Source organism: Streptococcus sp. SN-1 (assembly GCF_041154385.1).
In the GTDB taxonomy this organism is placed as follows: Bacteria; Bacillota; Bacilli; order Lactobacillales; family Streptococcaceae; genus Streptococcus; species Streptococcus mitis_CT.
The window spans coordinates 1,117,477-1,136,381 of sequence record NZ_AP028929.1 but is presented as its reverse complement, the minus strand read 5'-3'; the positions used below and the strand labels follow the sequence as shown (position 1 = coordinate 1,136,381).

The 18,905-nt window shown below is 33.2% G+C and carries 19 protein-coding genes and 2 pseudogenes; all 21 read left to right on the top strand.

Annotated elements, in window-relative coordinates; all coding sequences use genetic code 11:
• Positions 1-12: 12 nt before the first annotated feature.
• The gene (locus ACAM22_RS04990; protein WP_369606434.1) at positions 13-3,747 is read left to right on the top strand and encodes an ATP-binding protein; all 3,735 of its coding nucleotides are present in this window, start codon (positions 13-15) and stop codon (positions 3,745-3,747) included.
• A gap of 320 nt (positions 3,748-4,067) precedes the next feature.
• The gene (locus ACAM22_RS04985; protein ID WP_261059310.1) at positions 4,068-4,655 is read left to right on the top strand and encodes a Type 1 glutamine amidotransferase-like domain-containing protein; all 588 of its coding nucleotides are present in this window, start codon (positions 4,068-4,070) and stop codon (positions 4,653-4,655) included.
• A gap of 179 nt (positions 4,656-4,834) precedes the next feature.
• Complete coding sequence (locus tag ACAM22_RS04980; protein ID WP_369606433.1) at positions 4,835-5,572, top strand: lysostaphin resistance A-like protein; 738 nt, start codon at positions 4,835-4,837, stop codon at positions 5,570-5,572.
• Positions 5,573-5,731: 159 nt separating this feature from the next.
• On the top strand, positions 5,732-6,550 hold the full coding sequence (locus ACAM22_RS04975) for an alpha/beta fold hydrolase (protein WP_261059307.1): 819 nt from the start codon (positions 5,732-5,734) through the stop codon (positions 6,548-6,550).
• Positions 6,550-6,678, top strand: coding sequence for an ADP-ribosylglycohydrolase (locus tag ACAM22_RS04970; protein WP_140832758.1), 129 nt, complete (start codon positions 6,550-6,552; stop codon positions 6,676-6,678). The genes ACAM22_RS04975 and ACAM22_RS04970 overlap by 1 nt, the downstream gene beginning before the upstream one ends.
• 104 nt (positions 6,679-6,782) lie before the next feature.
• Positions 6,783-7,400 carry an SAP domain-containing protein gene (locus tag ACAM22_RS04965; protein WP_369606432.1) on the top strand — a complete coding sequence of 206 codons (618 nt, stop codon included), beginning with the start codon at positions 6,783-6,785 and terminating at the stop codon, positions 7,398-7,400.
• Positions 7,399-7,623: pseudogene (locus tag ACAM22_RS04960) on the top strand (hypothetical protein); the annotation flags it as partial. The gene ACAM22_RS04965 and the pseudogene ACAM22_RS04960, both read left to right, overlap by 2 nt.
• Positions 7,624-7,678: 55 nt before the next feature.
• Complete coding sequence (locus ACAM22_RS04955) at positions 7,679-8,560, top strand: diacylglycerol kinase family lipid kinase (protein ID WP_261068986.1); 882 nt, start codon at positions 7,679-7,681, stop codon at positions 8,558-8,560.
• A 63-nt stretch (positions 8,561-8,623) separates the two neighbouring features.
• Positions 8,624-9,115, top strand: coding sequence for a phosphoribosylanthranilate isomerase (locus ACAM22_RS04950; protein WP_261068985.1), 492 nt, complete (start codon positions 8,624-8,626; stop codon positions 9,113-9,115).
• Between the two features lie 173 nt (positions 9,116-9,288).
• A complete protein-coding gene (locus ACAM22_RS04945; RefSeq protein WP_369606431.1) occupies positions 9,289-11,031 on the top strand; it encodes a glycoside hydrolase family 13 protein in 1,743 nt (580 codons plus the stop codon).
• A gap of 119 nt (positions 11,032-11,150) precedes the next feature.
• Positions 11,151-11,462 carry a hypothetical protein gene (locus tag ACAM22_RS04940; RefSeq protein WP_000420556.1) on the top strand — a complete coding sequence of 104 codons (312 nt, stop codon included), beginning with the start codon at positions 11,151-11,153 and terminating at the stop codon, positions 11,460-11,462.
• A 3-nt stretch (positions 11,463-11,465) separates the two neighbouring features.
• Positions 11,466-12,182, top strand: a pseudogene (locus ACAM22_RS04935) (alpha/beta hydrolase).
• Between the two features lie 745 nt (positions 12,183-12,927).
• Positions 12,928-13,101, top strand: coding sequence for a hypothetical protein (locus ACAM22_RS04930; RefSeq protein WP_000159601.1), 174 nt, complete (start codon positions 12,928-12,930; stop codon positions 13,099-13,101).
• Entirely contained in the window at positions 13,098-13,877 is a 780-nt protein-coding gene (locus tag ACAM22_RS04925; protein ID WP_369606430.1) for a replication initiator protein A, read from the top strand. The genes ACAM22_RS04930 and ACAM22_RS04925 overlap by 4 nt, the downstream gene beginning before the upstream one ends.
• Positions 13,878-13,974: 97 nt before the next feature.
• Positions 13,975-15,330, top strand: coding sequence for a DNA (cytosine-5-)-methyltransferase (gene dcm / locus ACAM22_RS04920; RefSeq protein WP_369606429.1), 1,356 nt, complete (start codon positions 13,975-13,977; stop codon positions 15,328-15,330).
• Positions 15,314-15,763: a hypothetical protein gene (locus ACAM22_RS04915; RefSeq protein ID WP_369606428.1), complete on the top strand. Its 450-nt coding sequence runs from the start codon at positions 15,314-15,316 to the stop codon at positions 15,761-15,763. The genes dcm and ACAM22_RS04915 overlap by 17 nt, the downstream gene beginning before the upstream one ends.
• On the top strand, positions 15,756-16,136 hold the full coding sequence (locus ACAM22_RS04910) for an arsenate reductase family protein (RefSeq protein WP_048773324.1): 381 nt from the start codon (positions 15,756-15,758) through the stop codon (positions 16,134-16,136). The genes ACAM22_RS04915 and ACAM22_RS04910 overlap by 8 nt, the downstream gene beginning before the upstream one ends.
• Positions 16,137-16,148: 12 nt before the next feature.
• A complete protein-coding gene (locus ACAM22_RS04905; RefSeq protein ID WP_000840776.1) occupies positions 16,149-16,382 on the top strand; it encodes a hypothetical protein in 234 nt (77 codons plus the stop codon).
• A 2-nt stretch (positions 16,383-16,384) separates the two neighbouring features.
• Positions 16,385-16,972, top strand: coding sequence for a CPBP family intramembrane metalloprotease (locus ACAM22_RS04900; protein ID WP_261232721.1), 588 nt, complete (start codon positions 16,385-16,387; stop codon positions 16,970-16,972).
• A 402-nt stretch (positions 16,973-17,374) separates the two neighbouring features.
• Positions 17,375-18,184, top strand: a complete 810-nt coding sequence (locus ACAM22_RS04895) for a MurR/RpiR family transcriptional regulator (protein ID WP_261143945.1) — start codon at positions 17,375-17,377, stop codon at positions 18,182-18,184.
• Between the two features lie 4 nt (positions 18,185-18,188).
• A complete protein-coding gene (locus ACAM22_RS04890) occupies positions 18,189-18,890 on the top strand; it encodes an N-acetylmannosamine-6-phosphate 2-epimerase (RefSeq protein ID WP_049540229.1) in 702 nt (233 codons plus the stop codon).
• Positions 18,891-18,905 lie beyond the last annotated feature (15 nt).

Sequence of the window (18,905 nt, the reverse complement as noted above, 5' to 3'; positions counted from 1 at the left end):
GGATTATAGACAGTGGCTAATATTGAAAGTATTAAACAAAAAATACTACAACTGGATGCAGGTTCATTTCAAAATCTTTGTGATTCTTATTTATATAAAACGGGCTATCCGAGTATAGTATCTCTTGGTGGAGAAGCGGGTACACGTAAGACTACTTTAGGTACACCTGATACATATTTTATTGCATCAAATGAAAAGTATGTTTTTGTTGAATACACAACTCAAAGGACAAATTTATTTGCAAAAATTAGGGATGACCTTGAAAAATGTCTTGATACAGCAAAGACAGGTGTTCCATATGACAAAATCTCTGAAATTATTTATTGTCATACTTCATCAAACCTTACACCCTTTCAAGATAGTGAAGTAAAAAAACTGTGTGAAGATGTTGGAATTAAGCTTGTAATTATTGGAATTGATAAGCTTGCAGAAGATATATATCTTTTTCATCATAATCTTTCACGTGATTTTTTGGGAATATCAATAAGTACAGATCAAATTCAATCATATGATGAATTTATTAATAGTTACAATGCAAATAGAATGGCTGCTCCAATTGACACTAAATTTCTATTCAGAGAAAAAGAATTTCAAGATATCATCAATGCTTATCTTAAAGTGGATGTTGTTATACTTAGTGGTTCATCAGGTACGGGGAAAACACGTTTAGCTTTGCATTATGTAAAAAATCATGCAGATGCTAAGAATGAAAAGATTTACTGTATTCATAGTAATGCATTACCAATATACGAGGATTTAAAACTTTTTTTAGATAAACCAGGAGATTATTTTCTTTTTATTGATGATGCCAATCAATTGTCAGGACTGCAGCATGTTATCCGATACATTAGTATGAAATCAGAGGGATATAATGTAAAAATACTTATTACAGTAAGGGATTATGCACTTCAAAAAGTGATAAACGATGTTCGAGCAATCACTTCTTATGAAATTGTGAATGTAAATGTATTTTCAGAGAATGAAATTAAGGAATTACTTGAAGCTTCATTGGGCATTTTGAATTCAGAATATCAAGAACGAATTATAAGAATTGCAGAAGGAAATACTCGTATTGCTATACTTGCTGGGAAAGTAGCATGCAGTTCAAATCGTTTGGAGTCTATTGATGATGTGTCACAATTATATGAAGATTATTATGGTTCTAATTTAGAAAATAATCAATTTTTTATAGACAAAAATCTGTGTATAACTTCTGGTATAATTGCTTTTCTTGAAGCAATTCATTTAGATTATATTGATGCACTTTTACCAATTTTACAGGAAAAAGGTTTAAATCGAGATAGTTTTATTGAAAATATCCGTATGCTTCACGAGCGGGAGATTGTCGATATTTGTAATGATAAAGCTGTTCGTTTTTCTGATCAATGCTTGTCTAATTATTTGTTAAAATATATTTTCTTTGACAAAAAATTACTTAGTTTGTCGAAAATGATTAAAGCTTGCTTTTCAAGTTACAGAGAGAGAACTGTATCTTCTGTTAATACGTTACTTAATATTTTTAAAAATAAGGCACTTTTAAATTTTGCTGAGAAAGAAATAAAGTTATTATGGGATGAATTATCAACAGAAAAATCGCCAATCTTCTTTGAATTTGTAAAAGTCTTTTTTCGCATTAATCCTACGGAAACACTTTTGCTCTTGCAAAATGAAATTGAATCTGAAGAAAGAGTGATTTGTGAATGGATCGATATAGATACTGAAAAAAGAAAAAATTATCAACATGTGGAAAATGATATCATTAAAATTCTTGGTGGATTTGCAGATATGACTGATTTGCCAACCGCTTGTGATTTGTTTTTTCAATATTATCTAAAGCGACCAGATTTATTTATGGAATTTTACCATGCAGTTAATATATATTTTGGTATTCAGAGGGCTTCTTTTCGTAATAGTTTTTATACTCAAATAACTTTTTTTGAAAAAATAATAGAATATTCAAATAATTGGAAACAAGAATTTATTGTAATAATTTTTTTGCAGATAGCAGAAAAATTTCTGAAGTTAAATTTTTCTCCAGCGGAGGAAGGACGAAAGAATGCAATAACCATATATCAGATTCCACTAACTATATCTAAAGGTGTTGAAAAATATCGTGAGTTCATTTGGGAATCGTTAACTTCTTTGAGTAAAATTGAAAAGTATAGAGAAAAAGTTAGGGAAATTCTTAGTTCTTATGGTGGCATTGTTGACGATATAAGCATTCCTGTTTTACAATTTGATTTAAAATATATTGAATTAATTTTGAAGTTAAATTTTCCACCAGATAAATTGGCAAATTACCTTTTAGCAGACAAAATAGTGCAAGTTTTTAACAGAATGAATTATTCTTGTGAATCCTTGTTTTCTGAATATTTTGAAGGAGAGGGCTTTCAATTATATTGTCTTCTTAAAGGACCAGATTATAAAGAAACTGGTTATGAAGAAAATAGAAAACAAAAGCAGCAATCAATTAATCATTACACTTTGAATTGTGATTTACAGATATTTAAGAAGTTAATTGATGTTTGCAACGGTATTTCTGAGCTAGATAACCATTCATATTGGGAGGTCGGTGAAGGATTAGGCATTGCCTTTGATGCTATTTCCGATAAAGCAGATTGGTATGTTGATGCAATTAAATATTATATCAAAAACGATACACCAAACAATTTACATCCATACCATCTAGTAGACAATTTATTTTCATTATTATCCGATTCAGAAGTGTATGAAATTATTATTAGTGAAGAATATAGTCAGAAAAATGCTTGGACATATGCATATTATCATGAATTACCGCTGGGATTAATTACAGAAAAACATTTACAAGGGCTTTATGATTTTTTGAAAGATACTTCTGACAGATATATTACCTCATCATCAATGCGTGATATAGATTTTCTGGATAAGTATAATGCAATAGATGAATTAGCATTAATAGAAGGTTGCAAAATTATTTTGGATAAAAAAGAGTATTCCTCTTTTATTGTGGATATTTATTTTGGCTTGTTATTTAATTATCATCATAATACACCAAGGGAAGTGATTCAAAAATTTAATTGCAATTTAGAATTGCTTGAAGAAATATACTATGCTATGTTGTCATATGATAAAGATCATGATTATGACGGACAATTTTTGAAGGAAATATATTCGGTTAGACCTTCTATACTGGACAAGTATATAGATTATTTAATAAATAGTGACTCCTTTAGCGACCATCAAGAAAAGCATTGTTGCTTTTTTGATTTGGACGATTTTGTAGAAATATATAATAAAATCTTTGAGCAGTTGATAAGAAACTATCAATATTCTAGGTTGTCAGTACCGTATTTTTTAGAATCTTTATTATTGCCAAAGCAAAATGAGAAAAAGCTGTTAGAAAGACAAGATATGTGGATTCGACAATGTATTCAACGATTCTGCAATGATAAAGCAAAAATGTATTGCCTATTTTCAGTTGTATCAAAATTAGAGATCAAAAGAAAAAAAGAGTATATCTTGCTCTTTCATGAGAATAATCCGTTGTTTGAAGACTTTGAAAAAATACCATTAACACCTACTTCTTGGAGTTGGTCAGGTAGTGTAGTACCTATGTATTCAGCTTGGATTGAATTTCTCGAATCATTGTTACCAAATTTTATAGGTTTAAAGTGGATAAAACATAAAAACTATATTGAAACAAAAATTGATGATTTACAAAAACAAATCGAAGCGGAGCAGATAGACGAGATTTTAAGAGGATGATTTATAAATACAAAAAGACTGTATAAATATATAAGTAAAACTATCTGTGAATTGACATTTCATGATGGTTTAACCTACAAATAAATTTATCTAAATCTTATTTAAGGTTTAAAAAATATTATGGATGTTGGAGATGTTATTAAGACTGGTTTGGACAATGATGAGCAAGTTGCATATGTATGATTGCTGGTGCGATCTTAGTCAGTCAATAATAAAATGATATGTTTTAAGAAAAATTATAATTTCAAAACGTGAATAAACTTGTTTAAACTTTATGTATCTTTAGAAAGTGTGTTAACTTGAAAGAATAAATTTTTTTGATGGGTGGGAATCCCCTAATAAAGAAACATAGCATTGTTGATAAAATTGTATTATCAAGCAAGATTGAAAGAATTGTTATTTTTACAGTTTTTCGAGATAATTGGCAACCCTATATGAAAAAGTACACGGAAGTTTTCCGAAGCTATTTTTCTAACCTAAACACTGATTACTTACTCTTGGATACTAAGCAGATTAATTTTGATAGCTATCTAGATGCTGATCTAATTATTATCGGTGGTGGAAATACGGAAAAATATATATCTATTTATGTCAATCAGGAGTTCAAAAATTATATCGATCATATGCTTAATAAAGGGGCGAAAGTTATGAGATTTGCTGCAGGAGCCCTATTATTAGGAGAAAAAGTCTATGTTTCACCTAATGATAATTCAGATCATCAGATAAAAATAAAAAATGGATTAGGACTCTTTAGTCAGTTTTTAATTAGTGTCCATTATGATTCCTGGAACGATAAAGCTAATAAGGATAGAGCTGAAGAATTCGTTAATGTTCCCATAATTCCACTAAATGATCCTTCCTGTCTTGTATTAGATAAACTTGGAAACATTATTGAGAAAATTGACTAGTTTTAATCATGCGAATCTGAATCTACGAAACTAAAGTATTGACGAAATGAATAATGAAAAGCCTTGATTTTAAGGCTTTTTTTGTGTTTTTGTGATAGAATAAAGGTAGTTATAATCGAGAGCAACTAAGAAGCAGTAAAAAATATTATACGTAGAATAGTCAAGATTAGGAAGATAAAATGACAGGAAATGACAAAAGGAATTTAAAAAATTATCTTTATTGTACATTTGGAATTACTTATATAGCTTGGGGGATTCTTGCCATCTTTACGCAATCTCATATTTTGGGATTAGAAACGATTATAGGAAGAACATTACATATAGTAGGTGCACTTGGACCAGCTATTGCAAGTGGCTTTTATTTGAAAAGGAATAATATAAAATTTAAACATTTTGTATTTAGTAAGAAAGAAAATACTAGTATTTATTTCATTATTCATTTGTTAGCAATTTTGATACTATTTTCTGTATCTTCCTTAGAATTAAACGGAGTATCAATTTATCTGATGCCGCTATTCTTTATACAACTAATTTTTTTTGGTGGTGGACATGAAGAATTAGGATGGAGAGGAATATTACAGCCATTACTTGATAAAAAATATACTTATTGGCAATCTAATTTGATTGTAGGATCAATTTGGGGAATATGGCATCTGCCTTTATGGTTTATAGTTGGAGAAAGTCATCAAGGATTTCCTTTTATTTTATTTTTTATATATACATTATTTTTAAGTTTTGTTTTAGGGCTTCTTTATCGTCAAACGAAATCTGTGGGATACTGTGTATTATTTCATGCGTTCGCAAATGTGTTAAATCTCTATTTTGTGTTAAAAATTAATTTTATTTTTATTATCATTTTTATTGTTTATTTAATCTATACTATATTGGCAAGTAACAGAATTAGTAAGGAAAAGTAATTTTAACTTTAGATTAATATATCTATTATTGAAAGTAACGTGTGGTCATTCTAGATAATAAATGTTAGAGACTTTTCTATTTGATGAGGCATTACTGCTTGTTCAAACTGATTTAACAAGTATTTATCTAGTGAAAGTCCTACAGTAAGGAGTTTAAACATGAAATTCCATGAATTTGGTGATAAGAATTTGCCTCCTATTTTATTGATACATGGTGGTGGTAGTTCTTGGTGGAATTATCTTCGTCAAGCACGAATCTTGTCAAAAGAATACCGTATTATTCTACCCACTTTGAATGGCCACGGTGAGGAATATCAACTTGATTATGTTTCTACTGAAGATTCTGCTTTGGAGATTCTAGACTATATCAAAGCAAACTGTGGTGGGAAATTGTTTGCAATCGGTGGTGTTTCACTTGGTGGTCAAATTGCCATGGAGCTTTTGTCTTTAGATAGTGAAATTGCTGAGAAGGGCATTATAGACGGAAGCCTCTGTATTCCTCAACCAAGGTTATCTAAAATCAGCATCTTTCTAGTGTCTCTATTTGGTAAACTGATGTTCAATAAATTCTCTTGCAAACTTCAGTTAAGCATGATGAACAAACTCTATCCTAAACTGGCTTATCCAGAGGAAATAAAAGCTTATTATTTGGAGGATCTGCCAAGGACGCCTGTTAAAACATTGGTGACCATTTACAAAACCTATATGGGGCATTACAAGCTGAAAGATATGATTTCTGCTAGCAAGGCTCAGGTTCTGTATATCTATGGTGAAAAAGAATTGAACTGTGTGAAAAAATCAGCGAAATTATTTCATCAGCTACATGCAAATACAATTTTGTATGAAGCAAAGGGCTATAATCACGGTTATTTATCATCTTACCTACATCAGGAGTGGATTGATTTAGTTGAGCCATTTTTAAAGAGCAATCCATTGGGAATGTGTAATGAATCTGATATTTCACAAGGAGGAATCTGATTCTTGGAGCAATTATTGGAGATATTGTCGGTTCTGTTTACGAATGGAACAATATCAAAACAAAGGACTTTCCTTTATTTCGGAAGGACTGCTTTTTCACGGATGATACGGTAAGTCCGAACCGTTGAATGTGTAAGCTTGTTAGTGAAACGTAGCTAATCCTCAAAATAAAGAAATTAAAACTCCATTATTTTGAGATGACAACCTAAATTGGTTTTAAGGAGGTATTATATTGATAGAAAGCAGGCCTGAGTTTGATAAAGTCACATCCTTTGATGAATTTAATAAATTCTATTGGTATCGGGATGAACTTTCACAGATATGCAAGTCATTAGGGCTTGAATATAGAGGTACCAAACAAGAACTCAATCATATTATTGAGCAGTACTTTAAGGGTAATTTGATTAAAAAATCATCAATAAAAAGGAAAAAGAAACGAGTAGAAGTCGTTACCTTAAATATGCCCTTACTTGAATGTGGATTTTCCTTTAACACTCACTTTAGAGAATATTTCTCAACTTTAACAGATGTTTCACCCTTTAAATTTACTGCTGATGTGGCGACTGCTTGGAGAAAAGTAAAAAGAGAAAATGATTTGAGTTTTACAATCCAAGATATGCTAAAAGTTTATTATGGAAATTCAGATTATGCCAAGTATGATCATTCGGTTTGTCAATGGAACCAATTTTTAAAGGACTTCTGTGCAGACGAAAATAGTCGTAACTACTCAAACAAGTTAAAAGTAGCTTCTATTCTTTGGAAAGAAGTTAGAAATTCAAAAGCTGAAAAAATTTATTCAAAGAATCTTTTGACTGAATATGCTGATAAAATAAAAGAGTATGACAAGTAGAAACTCCATCTCACTTGGTGGCGATAGTGATACACTTGCTGCAATAACTGGTAGCATTGCAGAGGCAGCTTACGGCATTCCTAATTGGATAAAGGATAAGACCTACTCTTACTTGGATGAACACTTAAAGGATGTAGTTATGCGATGGGAAAATAAAAGTCTATTAATCTCCAGTACGTCAGATTTCTCTTTTCTGTATTTTCATTGTATAATGAGGGTATAGTTAGATGCGTATGATAAAATATAAACATTTCTTATGAATATTAAGGAGAAAATTAATGAAAAAAGCAATGGTAATTATCAACCCTACTTCTGGTGGGGAAAAGGCTTTGGATTACAAAGAAAAGCTGGAGAATAAAGCAAAAGAATATTTTGAGCAAGTAGAAACCAAAATTACCGAAAAAGCTTTGGATGCAACACATTTTGCTGAGGAAGCTTCTAGTGAAAAGTACGATGCAGTGGTTGTGTTTGGTGGAGATGGGACTGTCAACGAAGTCATTTCGGGTATTGCTGAGAGAGACTACATTCCTAAGTTAGGGATTATCCCAGGTGGGACGGGTAACCTCATTACGAAACTGTTGGAAATCAATCAAGACATTGATGGCGCGATTGATGAACTGGATTTCAACTTAACCAATAAGATTGATATTGGAAAAGCGAATGACAATTATTTTGGTTATATCTTTAGTATCGGTTCACTTCCTGAGGCGATTCACAATGTTGAAATCGAGGACAAGACAAAATTCGGTATTTTAGCCTATGCTGTAAATACTATGAAGTCTGTCATGACGGATCAGGTCTTTAACATTAAGGTTGAGACAGAAAATGGAAATTATGTTGGTGAAGCTAGCCATGTTTTGGTTCTCTTGACAAATTACTTCGCTGATAAAAAAATCTTTGAAGAAAACAAGGACGGCTATGCCAATATCTTGATTCTGAAAGATGCTTCAATATTCTCCAAATTATCTGTCATTCCTGATTTACTAAAAGGGGATGTTGTTGCAAATGATAATATCGAGTATATCAAAGCGCGTAATATTAAGATTTCTTCAGATAGTGAATTGGAGTCAGATGTTGACGGCGATAAATCGGATAACCTACCTGTAGAAATCAAAGTCCTAGCTCAGCGAGTAGAAGTATTTTCAAAACCGAAAGAGTAGAAGGTAAAAATTAGTTTATTATTCACAACGAGATTAAGTTCTATATCAAGGATTGGAGGAGGAATGAATTCTCTATTTGATGAATTTCGAACAATTTGTTCTCATTTAAACCAAACCGGAATCACTCCGACGCTCATGGGATCTTTGGGGTTTGAATACCGATCAAATGAAGAATGGGGGCCGTCTGACATTGACATTCATGTGCCTGGTGACCCTAGAGGTTGGGAAGCACCTGATCATCTCAGAATTTATGAGTGGGACAAGATAATGAAAGTGATGAAACACTTAGGCTATGCCTTAATAGATATTCATGAGCATGAATTCAAAAAAGATGGTCTGAGTGTTGAATTCGGAAGTATCGATTCTTTACCTGATTTTGCAGGAGTTTCGGAATCGGATATAGAGCTGATTCATCTCGATGACATCTCTTTTCGAGTTCCAAGTTTGGAACAGTTTTTAAGCATTTACAAGGCTTCTTCCCAAGATTCCTATCGAAATGATCACAATAACAATAAGGATTTTAAAAAAATAGAGTGGTTGCAAAGATATTTGTAAATCATCATTTGAAAAGTAGCAAGTTGTAAGACTGGCTGCTTTTTTATTTATAGAACCAAACCACTAGAATCTACGGACAAGCCTTGAAAATAAAATACGAAAGTAGTATACTAGAATCACAATTGTGAAAACGTTTGCGTGAAATTTGAATTGAAACTTTAGGAGACAAATTGATGGAATTAAGTGCCATTTATCACAGACCAGAGTCGGAGTATGCTTATCTTTATAAAGATAAAACAGTGCATATTCGTATCCGGACCAAGAAAGATGATATTGAAAATATCAACTTGCATTATGGGGATCCTTTTATCTTTATGGAGGAGTTTTATCAGGATACAAAAGAAATGTTCAAGATAGCTTCTGACGCTTTATTTGATTATTGGCAGGTTGAAGTGTCAGTTGACTTTGCACGTATCCAGTATCTCTTTGAACTCAAGGATACAAAAGGTCAAAGTATTTTGTATGGCGATAAAGACTGTGTGGAAAATTCTCTAGAAAATCTTCATGCTATTGGAAATGGATTTAAGTTGCCTTATCTTCATGAGATTGATGCATGCCAGGTTCCTAATTGGGTTTCAAATACGGTATGGTATCAGATATTTCCTGAGAGATTTGCTAATGGAAAAGCTCTATTAAACCCAGAAGGGACTTTAGACTGGGATTCATCTATCACACCTCAGAGTGACGATTTCTTTGGTGGTGATTTACAGGGTATTATTGACCATCTGGATTACTTGCAAGACTTGGGCATTACTGGACTTTATCTTTGTCCTATCTTTGAATCTACGAGCAATCATAAGTACAATACGACGAATTACTTTGAAATTGACCGTCATTTTGGAGACAAGGAGACCTTTCGGGAGCTGGGCAAGCAAGCTCATCAGCGTGGTATGAAAATCATGCTGGATGCTGTATTTAACCATATTGGTTCGCAATCACCTCAATGGCAAGATGTTGTCGAAAATGGTGAGCAATCTGCTTATAAAGATTGGTTCCATATTCAACAATTCCCAGTGACTACTGAAAAGCTAGCTAATAAGAGAGACTTACCCTATCATGCTTTTGGTTTCGAGGACTATATGCCTAAGCTAAATACGGCCAATCCAGAGGTCAAGGACTATCTTTTAAAAGTTGCGACTTATTGGATTGAAGAGTTTGATATTGATGCTTGGCGTTTGGATGTGGCTAATGAGATTGATCATCAGTTTTGGAAGGATTTTCGCAAGGCAGTTTTAACTAAAAAGCCTGATCTTTATATCCTTGGAGAAGTCTGGCATACGTCTCAGCCTTGGCTAAATGGAGATGAGTTCCATGCCGTCATGAATTATCCTTTATCTGATAGTATCAAGGACTATTTCTTACGAGGAATTAAGAAGACAGACCAGTTCATCAATGAAATCAATGGCCAATCTATGTATTACAAGCAGCAGATTTCAGAGGTTATGTTTAATCTCTTGGATTCTCATGATACAGAACGCATCTTGTGGACGGCAAATGAAAACGTTCAACTGGTCAAATCAGCTCTAGCCTTTCTCTTTTTACAAAAGGGAACCCCCTGCATCTATTACGGAACAGAGTTATCCTTGACCGGAGGTCCAGACCCAGATTGTCGTCGTTGTATGCCTTGGGAACGCATATCAAGTGACAATGATATGTTAAACTTCGTGAAGAAGCTAATTAAGATTCGGAAATACGCGTCAGCAATCATTCAGTATGGCAAGTATAGCCTTCAAGAAATCAACCCTGATCTAGTAGCTCTGGAATGGAAATACGAAGGACAAATTCTTAAAGCTATCTTTAACCAATCAAAAGAAGATTATCTTTTAGAGAAGGAAGCCGTAGCACTAGGAAGCAATTGCCAAGAATCGGAGAATCAGCTTGTCATCTCGTCAAATGGATTTGTGATTTTTCATTAAAGAGCAATCATGAGCGACAGGAAAATTGTAGTATAGAGAGCATTTTACAAACAGACTATTTGTCGTCTTGCTACAAATGATATATAATTTAACTTAAAGAAAATAGGAGGACTAATCGAATGGAATTAAAAGATTTTACAGAAAAAGAACAGGAAATGATTAAGAAGGGGCTGACAACGTCTAAGATTAGTGACAAGGAAACTGCTGAGAAGATTCTTGCGCTAGTACCACAAGACTTGATTAAGAGAATCCCATTTTTCGTCAGAAAACATGCTACGACACGTACGATTAAACGCATTTCAATTGAACATCCTGAACTCTACGCTGCAGCCCAAACAAGTGGTGAAATTCCAGAAAAAGAACGCGAAGAATTGCGCCAGATTATCACGACTATCTTTGAACAAAAGATGAATAAGCATAGTATTAAGTAGAGAATGAAAAAATATTTTATTGGCGGTTTGGGAAGCAATGTCTATCATAGCAAGGATTTTTTTCAAGAACTAAATTCGCAGATTTATTTTCTAAATCCATATGAAAAGCATCTTCGAGATGAAACATAATTGAAATCATGGTTTAAAAAATCGATAGAAGAGGAAGAATCTATCTGTCTGATAGGTCATTCTCTTGGAGGAGATTTGGCTCGTTATCTCGCATCGGAATTTTATGAAGTGACAAAACTGATTCTTTTGGATGGTGGCTATCTAGATTTAGATAAGAGTTTACCTTTAGATACAGAGTTAGAGGAAACTAAAAACTATATCAAATCTCAAGTTATTTCGGACTTAAATCTTCTTATTTCTAAAGAAAAATCCGAAGCAAAGTATTGGTCAGAAAATATGGAGGAAGCTGTAAGACAGTCCTATCACTGGAATGCGAAGTATAATAGATATGAGTTGGCTATAAATTATGAAAATATAGAAGCGATCCTCCGCCTACGGAGGAAAATCCAAGCTTTTAAGAGAGAAGTGGGAGATACCTTGTTTATTAGTCCTCGCTATCCTAATGAAGCTACATGGAGAGAGGAAGCCCTAAAAGAATTGCCAGACTATTTTGATACTATTCTTCTAGAGAACTTTGGCCATGAGCTTTATACTGAAGCACCTAAAGAAATCGCTAGTCTAATTAATGAGTGGTTCTCTTATTCTCACTAGGATATTGAACAAATCATCATAATTAATATATAGTTGATTGGAATAAGATATGAACAAATTGATTAGGAATATCAAATTAATTTGGGCTTTTTGTCAACTATAGTAGGTTGAAGTCAGCTAAGATCTAGAAAGGACAAATTTCGTCCTTTCTTTTTTGATATTTGATTCTTTGATATCGAGTGGTCTTGTGATAAAAGTAATGATTCCATATGATTTTTTCTATGGAACTTTTTCTACACAAAATAGACTCCATAATATCCATAGGGGATTTACCCACTACAAATATTATAGAGTCGCTTTTTCTATTCCGGGAGCTTGAAGGGCTATCATCGGACAAAATAGAGAAGGCATGATATAATATAAAGTAGATTTCTATGTAATTAAATAAGAACTGTTTGAACACCATTCATGTGAAAACTCTCTATGTTCAAGCGATAGTAAAATAAAATAGGGTATCTAAACCCTTGCTACGAAAGGAAAAAAACTCAATGGCTACTATTCAATGGTTGGTCTAGAAGAATTAAAATAATAAAACATTGTGAAGTAGAATAAATGCTTAAAACCCTTGAATTTCAAGGGTTTTTGTGAGTACAGATTTTTATTTTTTACATTGTTATAAATGTTTGATTGAGCAATAATCATCAATAAAAACATTTTTTTGGTGTTGAGTTTGGTGTTCAAATATCTATTATGTTACGGAAAGGAATTTCACAATCTTTCCGTTTTTTTATTTTCTGGAGGAAAAATGACAAAAGAATTACAATCATCACGCTATATTGTCATTTCATTTTTAGTACGTGAAATGGGAATTGATATTGTTGAAGCCATCTCTCTTATGGCTGAATTAGAAAAAAATGGCTTGGTTCGATTGGAATCAAGTGGAGATTTAATACTCAAAGAACTTGGAGGAGCGCTATGAAACGAATTACCGCAAATCAATACCAAACTTCAGAACGGTATTACAAATTACCTAAAATTCTTTTTGAGGATGAGAAATATATGGATATGAAACTAGAAGTAAAGGTGGCTTATTCTATTTTAAAAGATCGTTTAGAATTATCTCTTAGTCGTGGTTGGATAGATGAAGAAGGAGCAGTATATTTGGTATTTTCTAATTCTAAACTGATGATGCTGTTAGGTTGTTCGAAGTCAAAATTACTGTCCATCAAAAAAACTCTTAAAGAATATGACCTAATTGATGAAGTCCAACAGTCTTCAAGTGAGAAAGGAAGACTTGCTAATAAGATTTATTTAGGGGAATTATCTTCTACCCCAGTAGGTAATTCAAACAGGCCTAGTGTTAAAAAAAGACTAGGGCAGGTTGAAAATGAAACGGCCCCCGTCTCACATTCAGCCCCTAGTGAGACTGAAGTTAGTGAGACTAAATATAATGAGACTGATTCTTTATTTATTGAGGATGAGGAGGATAGGAATACTCAACCTATTTTAAAAAGAAAAGTAGAAAAGGTCACAAAATATGATCGAGATTATATTTGGGGATTGGTACAAGATCAATTTAGACGAGAGGGTTTTTCTGAAACAGCCAGTGAAATTGCTATGACTGATTTTGAGAGAATCTATCAGTATGCTCTTGACAATGTTCGCTTTGTTAGACGAGCGGAAGTACTTGCTGAATTTGTGTTTAATGGCTTGTATTCCGTTTGGAATAACCGTGTTAGAAAAGGAGGTGGTTAAATGTCGCCAATCGAGTGGATATTAGTTATGCTCATTGTCATTTCAAGTGGTGTGACTATTTGGACATTGATAGTCGATCAGGAAGGGGGGTAAAGAAATGAGATTTATTGATTTATTTTCAGGTATCGGTGGTTTTCGACTAGGAATGGAAAGTGTTGGACACGAGTGTATTGGATTTTGTGAGATTGATAAATTTGCTAGAGAATCTTATAAGTCCATTTTTCAAACGGAAGGAGAAATTGAATTTCATGACATACGAGATGTTTCAGATGACGAATTTAAAAAACTTAGAGGGAAAGTCGATGTCATCTGTGGGGGATTCCCTTGTCAAGCATTTTCAATCGCAGGAAGACGATTGGGATTTGAAGATACTAGAGGAACTTTATTCTTTGAGATTGCTCGAGCGGCCAAACAAATCCAACCACGTTTTCTTTTTCTTGAAAATGTTAAAGGCCTACTCAATCACGATAAGGGACGGACGTTCACCACAATCCTTACCACGCTTGATGAATTGGGGTTTGATGTTGAGTGGCAGGTGTTTAACAGTAAGGATTTTGGCGTTCCCCAAAACAGAGAGAGGGTGTTTATTATCGGACATTCTAGAAAGAGAGGTACCAGACTCTTATTTCCTTTCAGACGAGAAGGTCAAGCAACTAACTCTGAGACTTTGAAAGCACTAGGAAATTTGAATCCATCAAGATGTGGAATGAGTGGTGAAGTCTATTATTCAGAAGGTCTTGCGCCAACATTAGTTCGTGGAAAAGGAGAAGGATTTAAGGTTGCTATTCCTTGTATGACACCAGACAGATTAGACAAGAGACAAAATGGTAGACGCTTTAAGGAAAATCAAGAGCCGATGTTTACTTTAAATACTCAGGATCGTCATGGCATTGTCGTTGTTGGAGATTTACCCACTAGCTTTAAGGAGACCGGTCGCGTCTATGGAAGTGAGGGCTTATCTCCAACACTGACTACGATGCAAGGAGGAGATAAAATTCCCAAAATACTGATTCCAGAACCAATCCAATTTTTAAAAGTCAGGGAAGCAACTAAAAAAGGATACGCTCAAGCAGAGATTGGAGATTCAATCAATTTGGAAAGACCAAGTTCTCAGTATCGGCGTGGTAGAGTTGGAAAAGGTATAGCGAATACGTTAACAACTAGTGGTCAAATGGGAGTAGTGGGTAGCTATGAAGGAGAAGATAAACAAGTTTATCATGTAGCTGGTGTCTTGATAGATGGACAATTTTACCGTCTGAGGATACGACGAATCACTCCTAAAGAGTGTTTTCGCTTGCAGGGCTTTCCTGATTGGGCTTTTGAAGCTGCGAGAAAAGTCTCTAGTAATAGTCAGCTCTATAAACAAGCTGGTAATAGTGTAACCGTTCCTGTGATTGCCGCGATCGCAAAGAAATTAAAAGAAATAGAGGAAAAAGATGAAAGCATTAAATAAAGAATCAATACTAGATTGTGATGAATTAGAAACAGAATTACATGATGCAGAAATCAAACAGCTGGATGAACAATTATTTTTGATGCCCAATTATCCATGTGAGTTTGAAGTAACATTTTTAGATGATTACCATAAAAAACACAACTACCCACTATTTTACGAGTCCTATCTTCAAAACGTTATGGAATTCCTTGAAAGTCAAGACATAAAGAATGGGGTTGATGCCTTTGTAGATGATAATCAGAATCTTGTTTTTGTTTTATATGGACAAGTCTATCGAGCCGAGGGAAAAGAAGGAATACTTACAACCCAAGTAACTGTAAAAGCTTATGATGAAGACAAGAAATCGATTAACTTCTCAAATTCATTAGATTCCTTAATCGTCTCAGAATATCAAATGGAACCGAATCTTTGGGAGGTCTCCCATGATTGATCTCTATCTAAGTAAAAATAGCCAAAGAAATCAACTTCTTTTAGACTTTTTCCAAAACTATGGTATCGAGGTATCTTGTCATTCAGTTTCTGAAATGACAAGGGATAAATTAATAGAGATGATGAGTTATTCTTCAGATTGTTTTGAGTTTTTATCTCCCAATTTATTGCGATTTAAGAACCGTGACAATCTAAGATTAACGGATTTCGTTGAGATGATTTTAAAAAATCCTGAACTAACCATCAGACTTCCTCTTGCGGTTTCAAATAAGCGAGTTTATCCAAATCTGAATTTGGAAGAGGCTAGAGCTCTATTGCCAAGAGATACGAAACAATTGATTTACATGGAACAAACACATTATTTATCTAACTAAAGGAGAAGCAATATGGCTGAACGATTTTGGGAGAACTTGTCCATTATTTTGGCTGAAAGAAATATCAGCTGGATTGAGTTAACCAGAAAAATGTTTGCGGGAGAGTTTCACTATCCAAGTGAATTGAATCGTTTGTATCAAAAGATTCGCCACTATAAGATGGAACAACGAATGCCTCAAAGTCCATGGGTAGAAAGGATTGTGCAGGTATTAGATTTAGATTATGAAGATTTATTTCGGAGGTAACTATGAAAAGAATAATTCCAGTTTATATATTCCAACAAGTAAATGTCTTATTGGTATCTCTATACTTACTGAAATTTTTTTGTATCGGTGAGTTAACTATACTACAGATTCTCTATGGTGCGTCACTCATTTCATTTTTATGGATATATGGTCAACGTAAAAAAGCGCATAAGGTCAGTATGAAATCTAGGATGAAATGGCTTGGTATTGGATTCGTTAGCCTACTGATTATAAGTCTATGTTTTAGCTTAATCCATGCGCAAGGAAGCACGAATCAAGCAAACTTAATTGGCCTACAACATCAGGTTCCTTGGTTTTCATTTTTATTGTTCTTAATCAATGCGAGTATGGTTGAAGAATTTCTGTATCGAGAAATTTTATGGAACTTGGTTAGAAAATTAGATATTCGAGTTGCTTTGACAAGCGTTTTATTTGCCTTAGTACATCATCCAGGAACCATTCTAGCTTGGTGTTTATATGTTTCACTTGGGATGTTTTTAGGGATGGTACGCTATAAATCGGACTTATGGGGCAGTATGGGGCTACATTTGGTGTGGAACCTACTAGTTTATAGTTTGCTGCTTTTTTAAAATAGGTGATCTGATTTATCTCATAAATCAGTAGTTTTTATAGGATTATTTTTAATTCGGAAACAAAAATTTATTAACAGCATAAAATAAAGAAACTAGGAACATTTTTTCTATTTTTTTAGAAATAAAATGTTGTATAGAAATTCCGAAAAAAATAATAAAATCAAAATAAAAATTAATAAAATAGGTATATATGAACATATTACCTGCGACAAATGTAATTGCAAAACATAAAATACAAATAAAAAGAATAAATAATTGTTATATTTTTATATTTGTTTCTCTGTTATAAAATGAAGGAAATTGGAAACTAGTTTCTAAATCATGAAAAATATTGAAAAAAAAAAAAATAAGTGTTAAAATAAAGAATGTAAACGTTTACTTTAACAAAGGAGAGCTCATATGTTACTACAAAAAGAACTAATTCCAATGATAGAAGCTAACTTACCAAATATGGCATATTCTGAAAAAGACATTGCTATATTCTTCTTAAAACAGCAACCTCTGAATAATTATTCATGTGAGGCGTTGTGCGAATGCCTTAATGTATCCAAAGCGACATTGACTCGATTTGCGAAAAAATGTGGTTTTAAAGGTTTTAGACAATTCATTTTCAAATACCAAGAGATGATTCGTGAGAAAGAAAAGTTAGCATTGTATACAGAGGCTACAGAAAAAGTTTTATCCGACTATGAAGAAATGTTGAGGAAAACTTACTCGGTTCTTGATGAAGTTCAACTTGAGCGTATTGCTGAGATGATAGAAACTGCTGAGCGTGTATATCTTTATGGTAAAGGAAGTTCTGTTCTTGCTTTACAAGAAATGAAGATTAGATTTATGCGTCTCGGAGTCATTGGAGAAGTATTATCAGACGAGGATATGATTTTGTGGAATAGCTTATTACTTAATGAAAATTGCCTTGTCATTGGAGCATCCGTTTCAGGTCAAACTGATATTGTACTAAAAGGTCTTCAAAAAGCTGCGGATAAAGGCGCTAAAACAGTTTTAATGACTACAAGAAAATTTGATGAAAAAGATTGTTTCTTTGATGAACTATTGTTATTAGCTTCGACCAATCATCTCTCGTATGGCAATCGCATATCACCTCAGTTTCCAATACTTTTAATTACAGACTGCTTATTCTCTCATTATCTGGAAAGTCCAGAGAGACAATATTATTACAATCAAACTATTATCCATAAGGAGGAATAATAAAATGAGCCAAATTTGGACTAAAGAAAAATTTATAAGTCAAGTCCATGGTGGAGTCATTGTTTCTTGTCAAGCTTTACTCGGTGAACCCCTTTATAATGAAGAATTTAGCTTGATGCCTTTTATGGCTAAAGCAGCTTTTGAGGCAGGAGCAGTGGGCATTCGCGCAAATTCTGTGCGTGATATTAAAGCAATTCAGAAAGTAGTAGATTTACCAATAATTGGAATTATCAAAAGAGATTATCCACCTCAAGAACCATATATTACTGCTACGATGAAAGAAGTAGATGAACTTGTAGAATGCGGAACAACAGTCATTGCATTTGATGCAACTTTAAGACCAAGATATGATGGCTTAGTTGTCAGTGAATTTATCAAAAAAATAAAAGAAAAATATCCTAATCAATTGTTGATGGCGGATGTAAGTAATTTTGATGAAGGTCTCTATGCATTTAAATCAGGCGTTGATTTTGTTGGTACAACATTATCAGGCTACACAAGTACAAGTGTACAATCAGATGAGCCTGATTTTGAACTAATGAAAAAATTGGCTGATTTTAATATTCCGGTAATTGCCGAAGGAAAAATTCATTATCCAGAACAATTAAAAAAAGCTTATAGTTTAGGTGTTACCAGTGTTGTCATTGGTGGAGCGATTACACGTCCAAAAGAAATTGCTCAGCGATTTATTAATGTCATCAAATAAAAAACAATATAAAGG

Coding starts and splice junctions, on each gene's coding strand:
- ACAM22_RS04985 (WP_261059310.1), top strand. CDS start 4,068: ATGGGTGGGAATCCCCTAATAAAGAAACATAGCATTGTTGATAAAATT.
- ACAM22_RS04980 (WP_369606433.1), top strand. CDS start 4,835: ATGACAGGAAATGACAAAAGGAATTTAAAAAATTATCTTTATTGTACA.
- ACAM22_RS04975 (WP_261059307.1), top strand. CDS start 5,732: ATGAAATTCCATGAATTTGGTGATAAGAATTTGCCTCCTATTTTATTG.
- ACAM22_RS04955 (WP_261068986.1), top strand. CDS start 7,679: ATGAAAAAAGCAATGGTAATTATCAACCCTACTTCTGGTGGGGAAAAG.
- ACAM22_RS04950 (WP_261068985.1), top strand. CDS start 8,624: ATGAATTCTCTATTTGATGAATTTCGAACAATTTGTTCTCATTTAAAC.
- ACAM22_RS04945 (WP_369606431.1), top strand. CDS start 9,289: ATGGAATTAAGTGCCATTTATCACAGACCAGAGTCGGAGTATGCTTAT.
- ACAM22_RS04940 (WP_000420556.1), top strand. CDS start 11,151: ATGGAATTAAAAGATTTTACAGAAAAAGAACAGGAAATGATTAAGAAG.
- ACAM22_RS04930 (WP_000159601.1), top strand. CDS start 12,928: ATGACAAAAGAATTACAATCATCACGCTATATTGTCATTTCATTTTTA.
- ACAM22_RS04925 (WP_369606430.1), top strand. CDS start 13,098: ATGAAACGAATTACCGCAAATCAATACCAAACTTCAGAACGGTATTAC.
- dcm (WP_369606429.1), top strand. CDS start 13,975: ATGAGATTTATTGATTTATTTTCAGGTATCGGTGGTTTTCGACTAGGA.
- ACAM22_RS04915 (WP_369606428.1), top strand. CDS start 15,314: ATGAAAGCATTAAATAAAGAATCAATACTAGATTGTGATGAATTAGAA.
- ACAM22_RS04910 (WP_048773324.1), top strand. CDS start 15,756: ATGATTGATCTCTATCTAAGTAAAAATAGCCAAAGAAATCAACTTCTT.
- ACAM22_RS04905 (WP_000840776.1), top strand. CDS start 16,149: ATGGCTGAACGATTTTGGGAGAACTTGTCCATTATTTTGGCTGAAAGA.
- ACAM22_RS04900 (WP_261232721.1), top strand. CDS start 16,385: ATGAAAAGAATAATTCCAGTTTATATATTCCAACAAGTAAATGTCTTA.
- ACAM22_RS04895 (WP_261143945.1), top strand. CDS start 17,375: ATGTTACTACAAAAAGAACTAATTCCAATGATAGAAGCTAACTTACCA.
- ACAM22_RS04890 (WP_049540229.1), top strand. CDS start 18,189: ATGAGCCAAATTTGGACTAAAGAAAAATTTATAAGTCAAGTCCATGGT.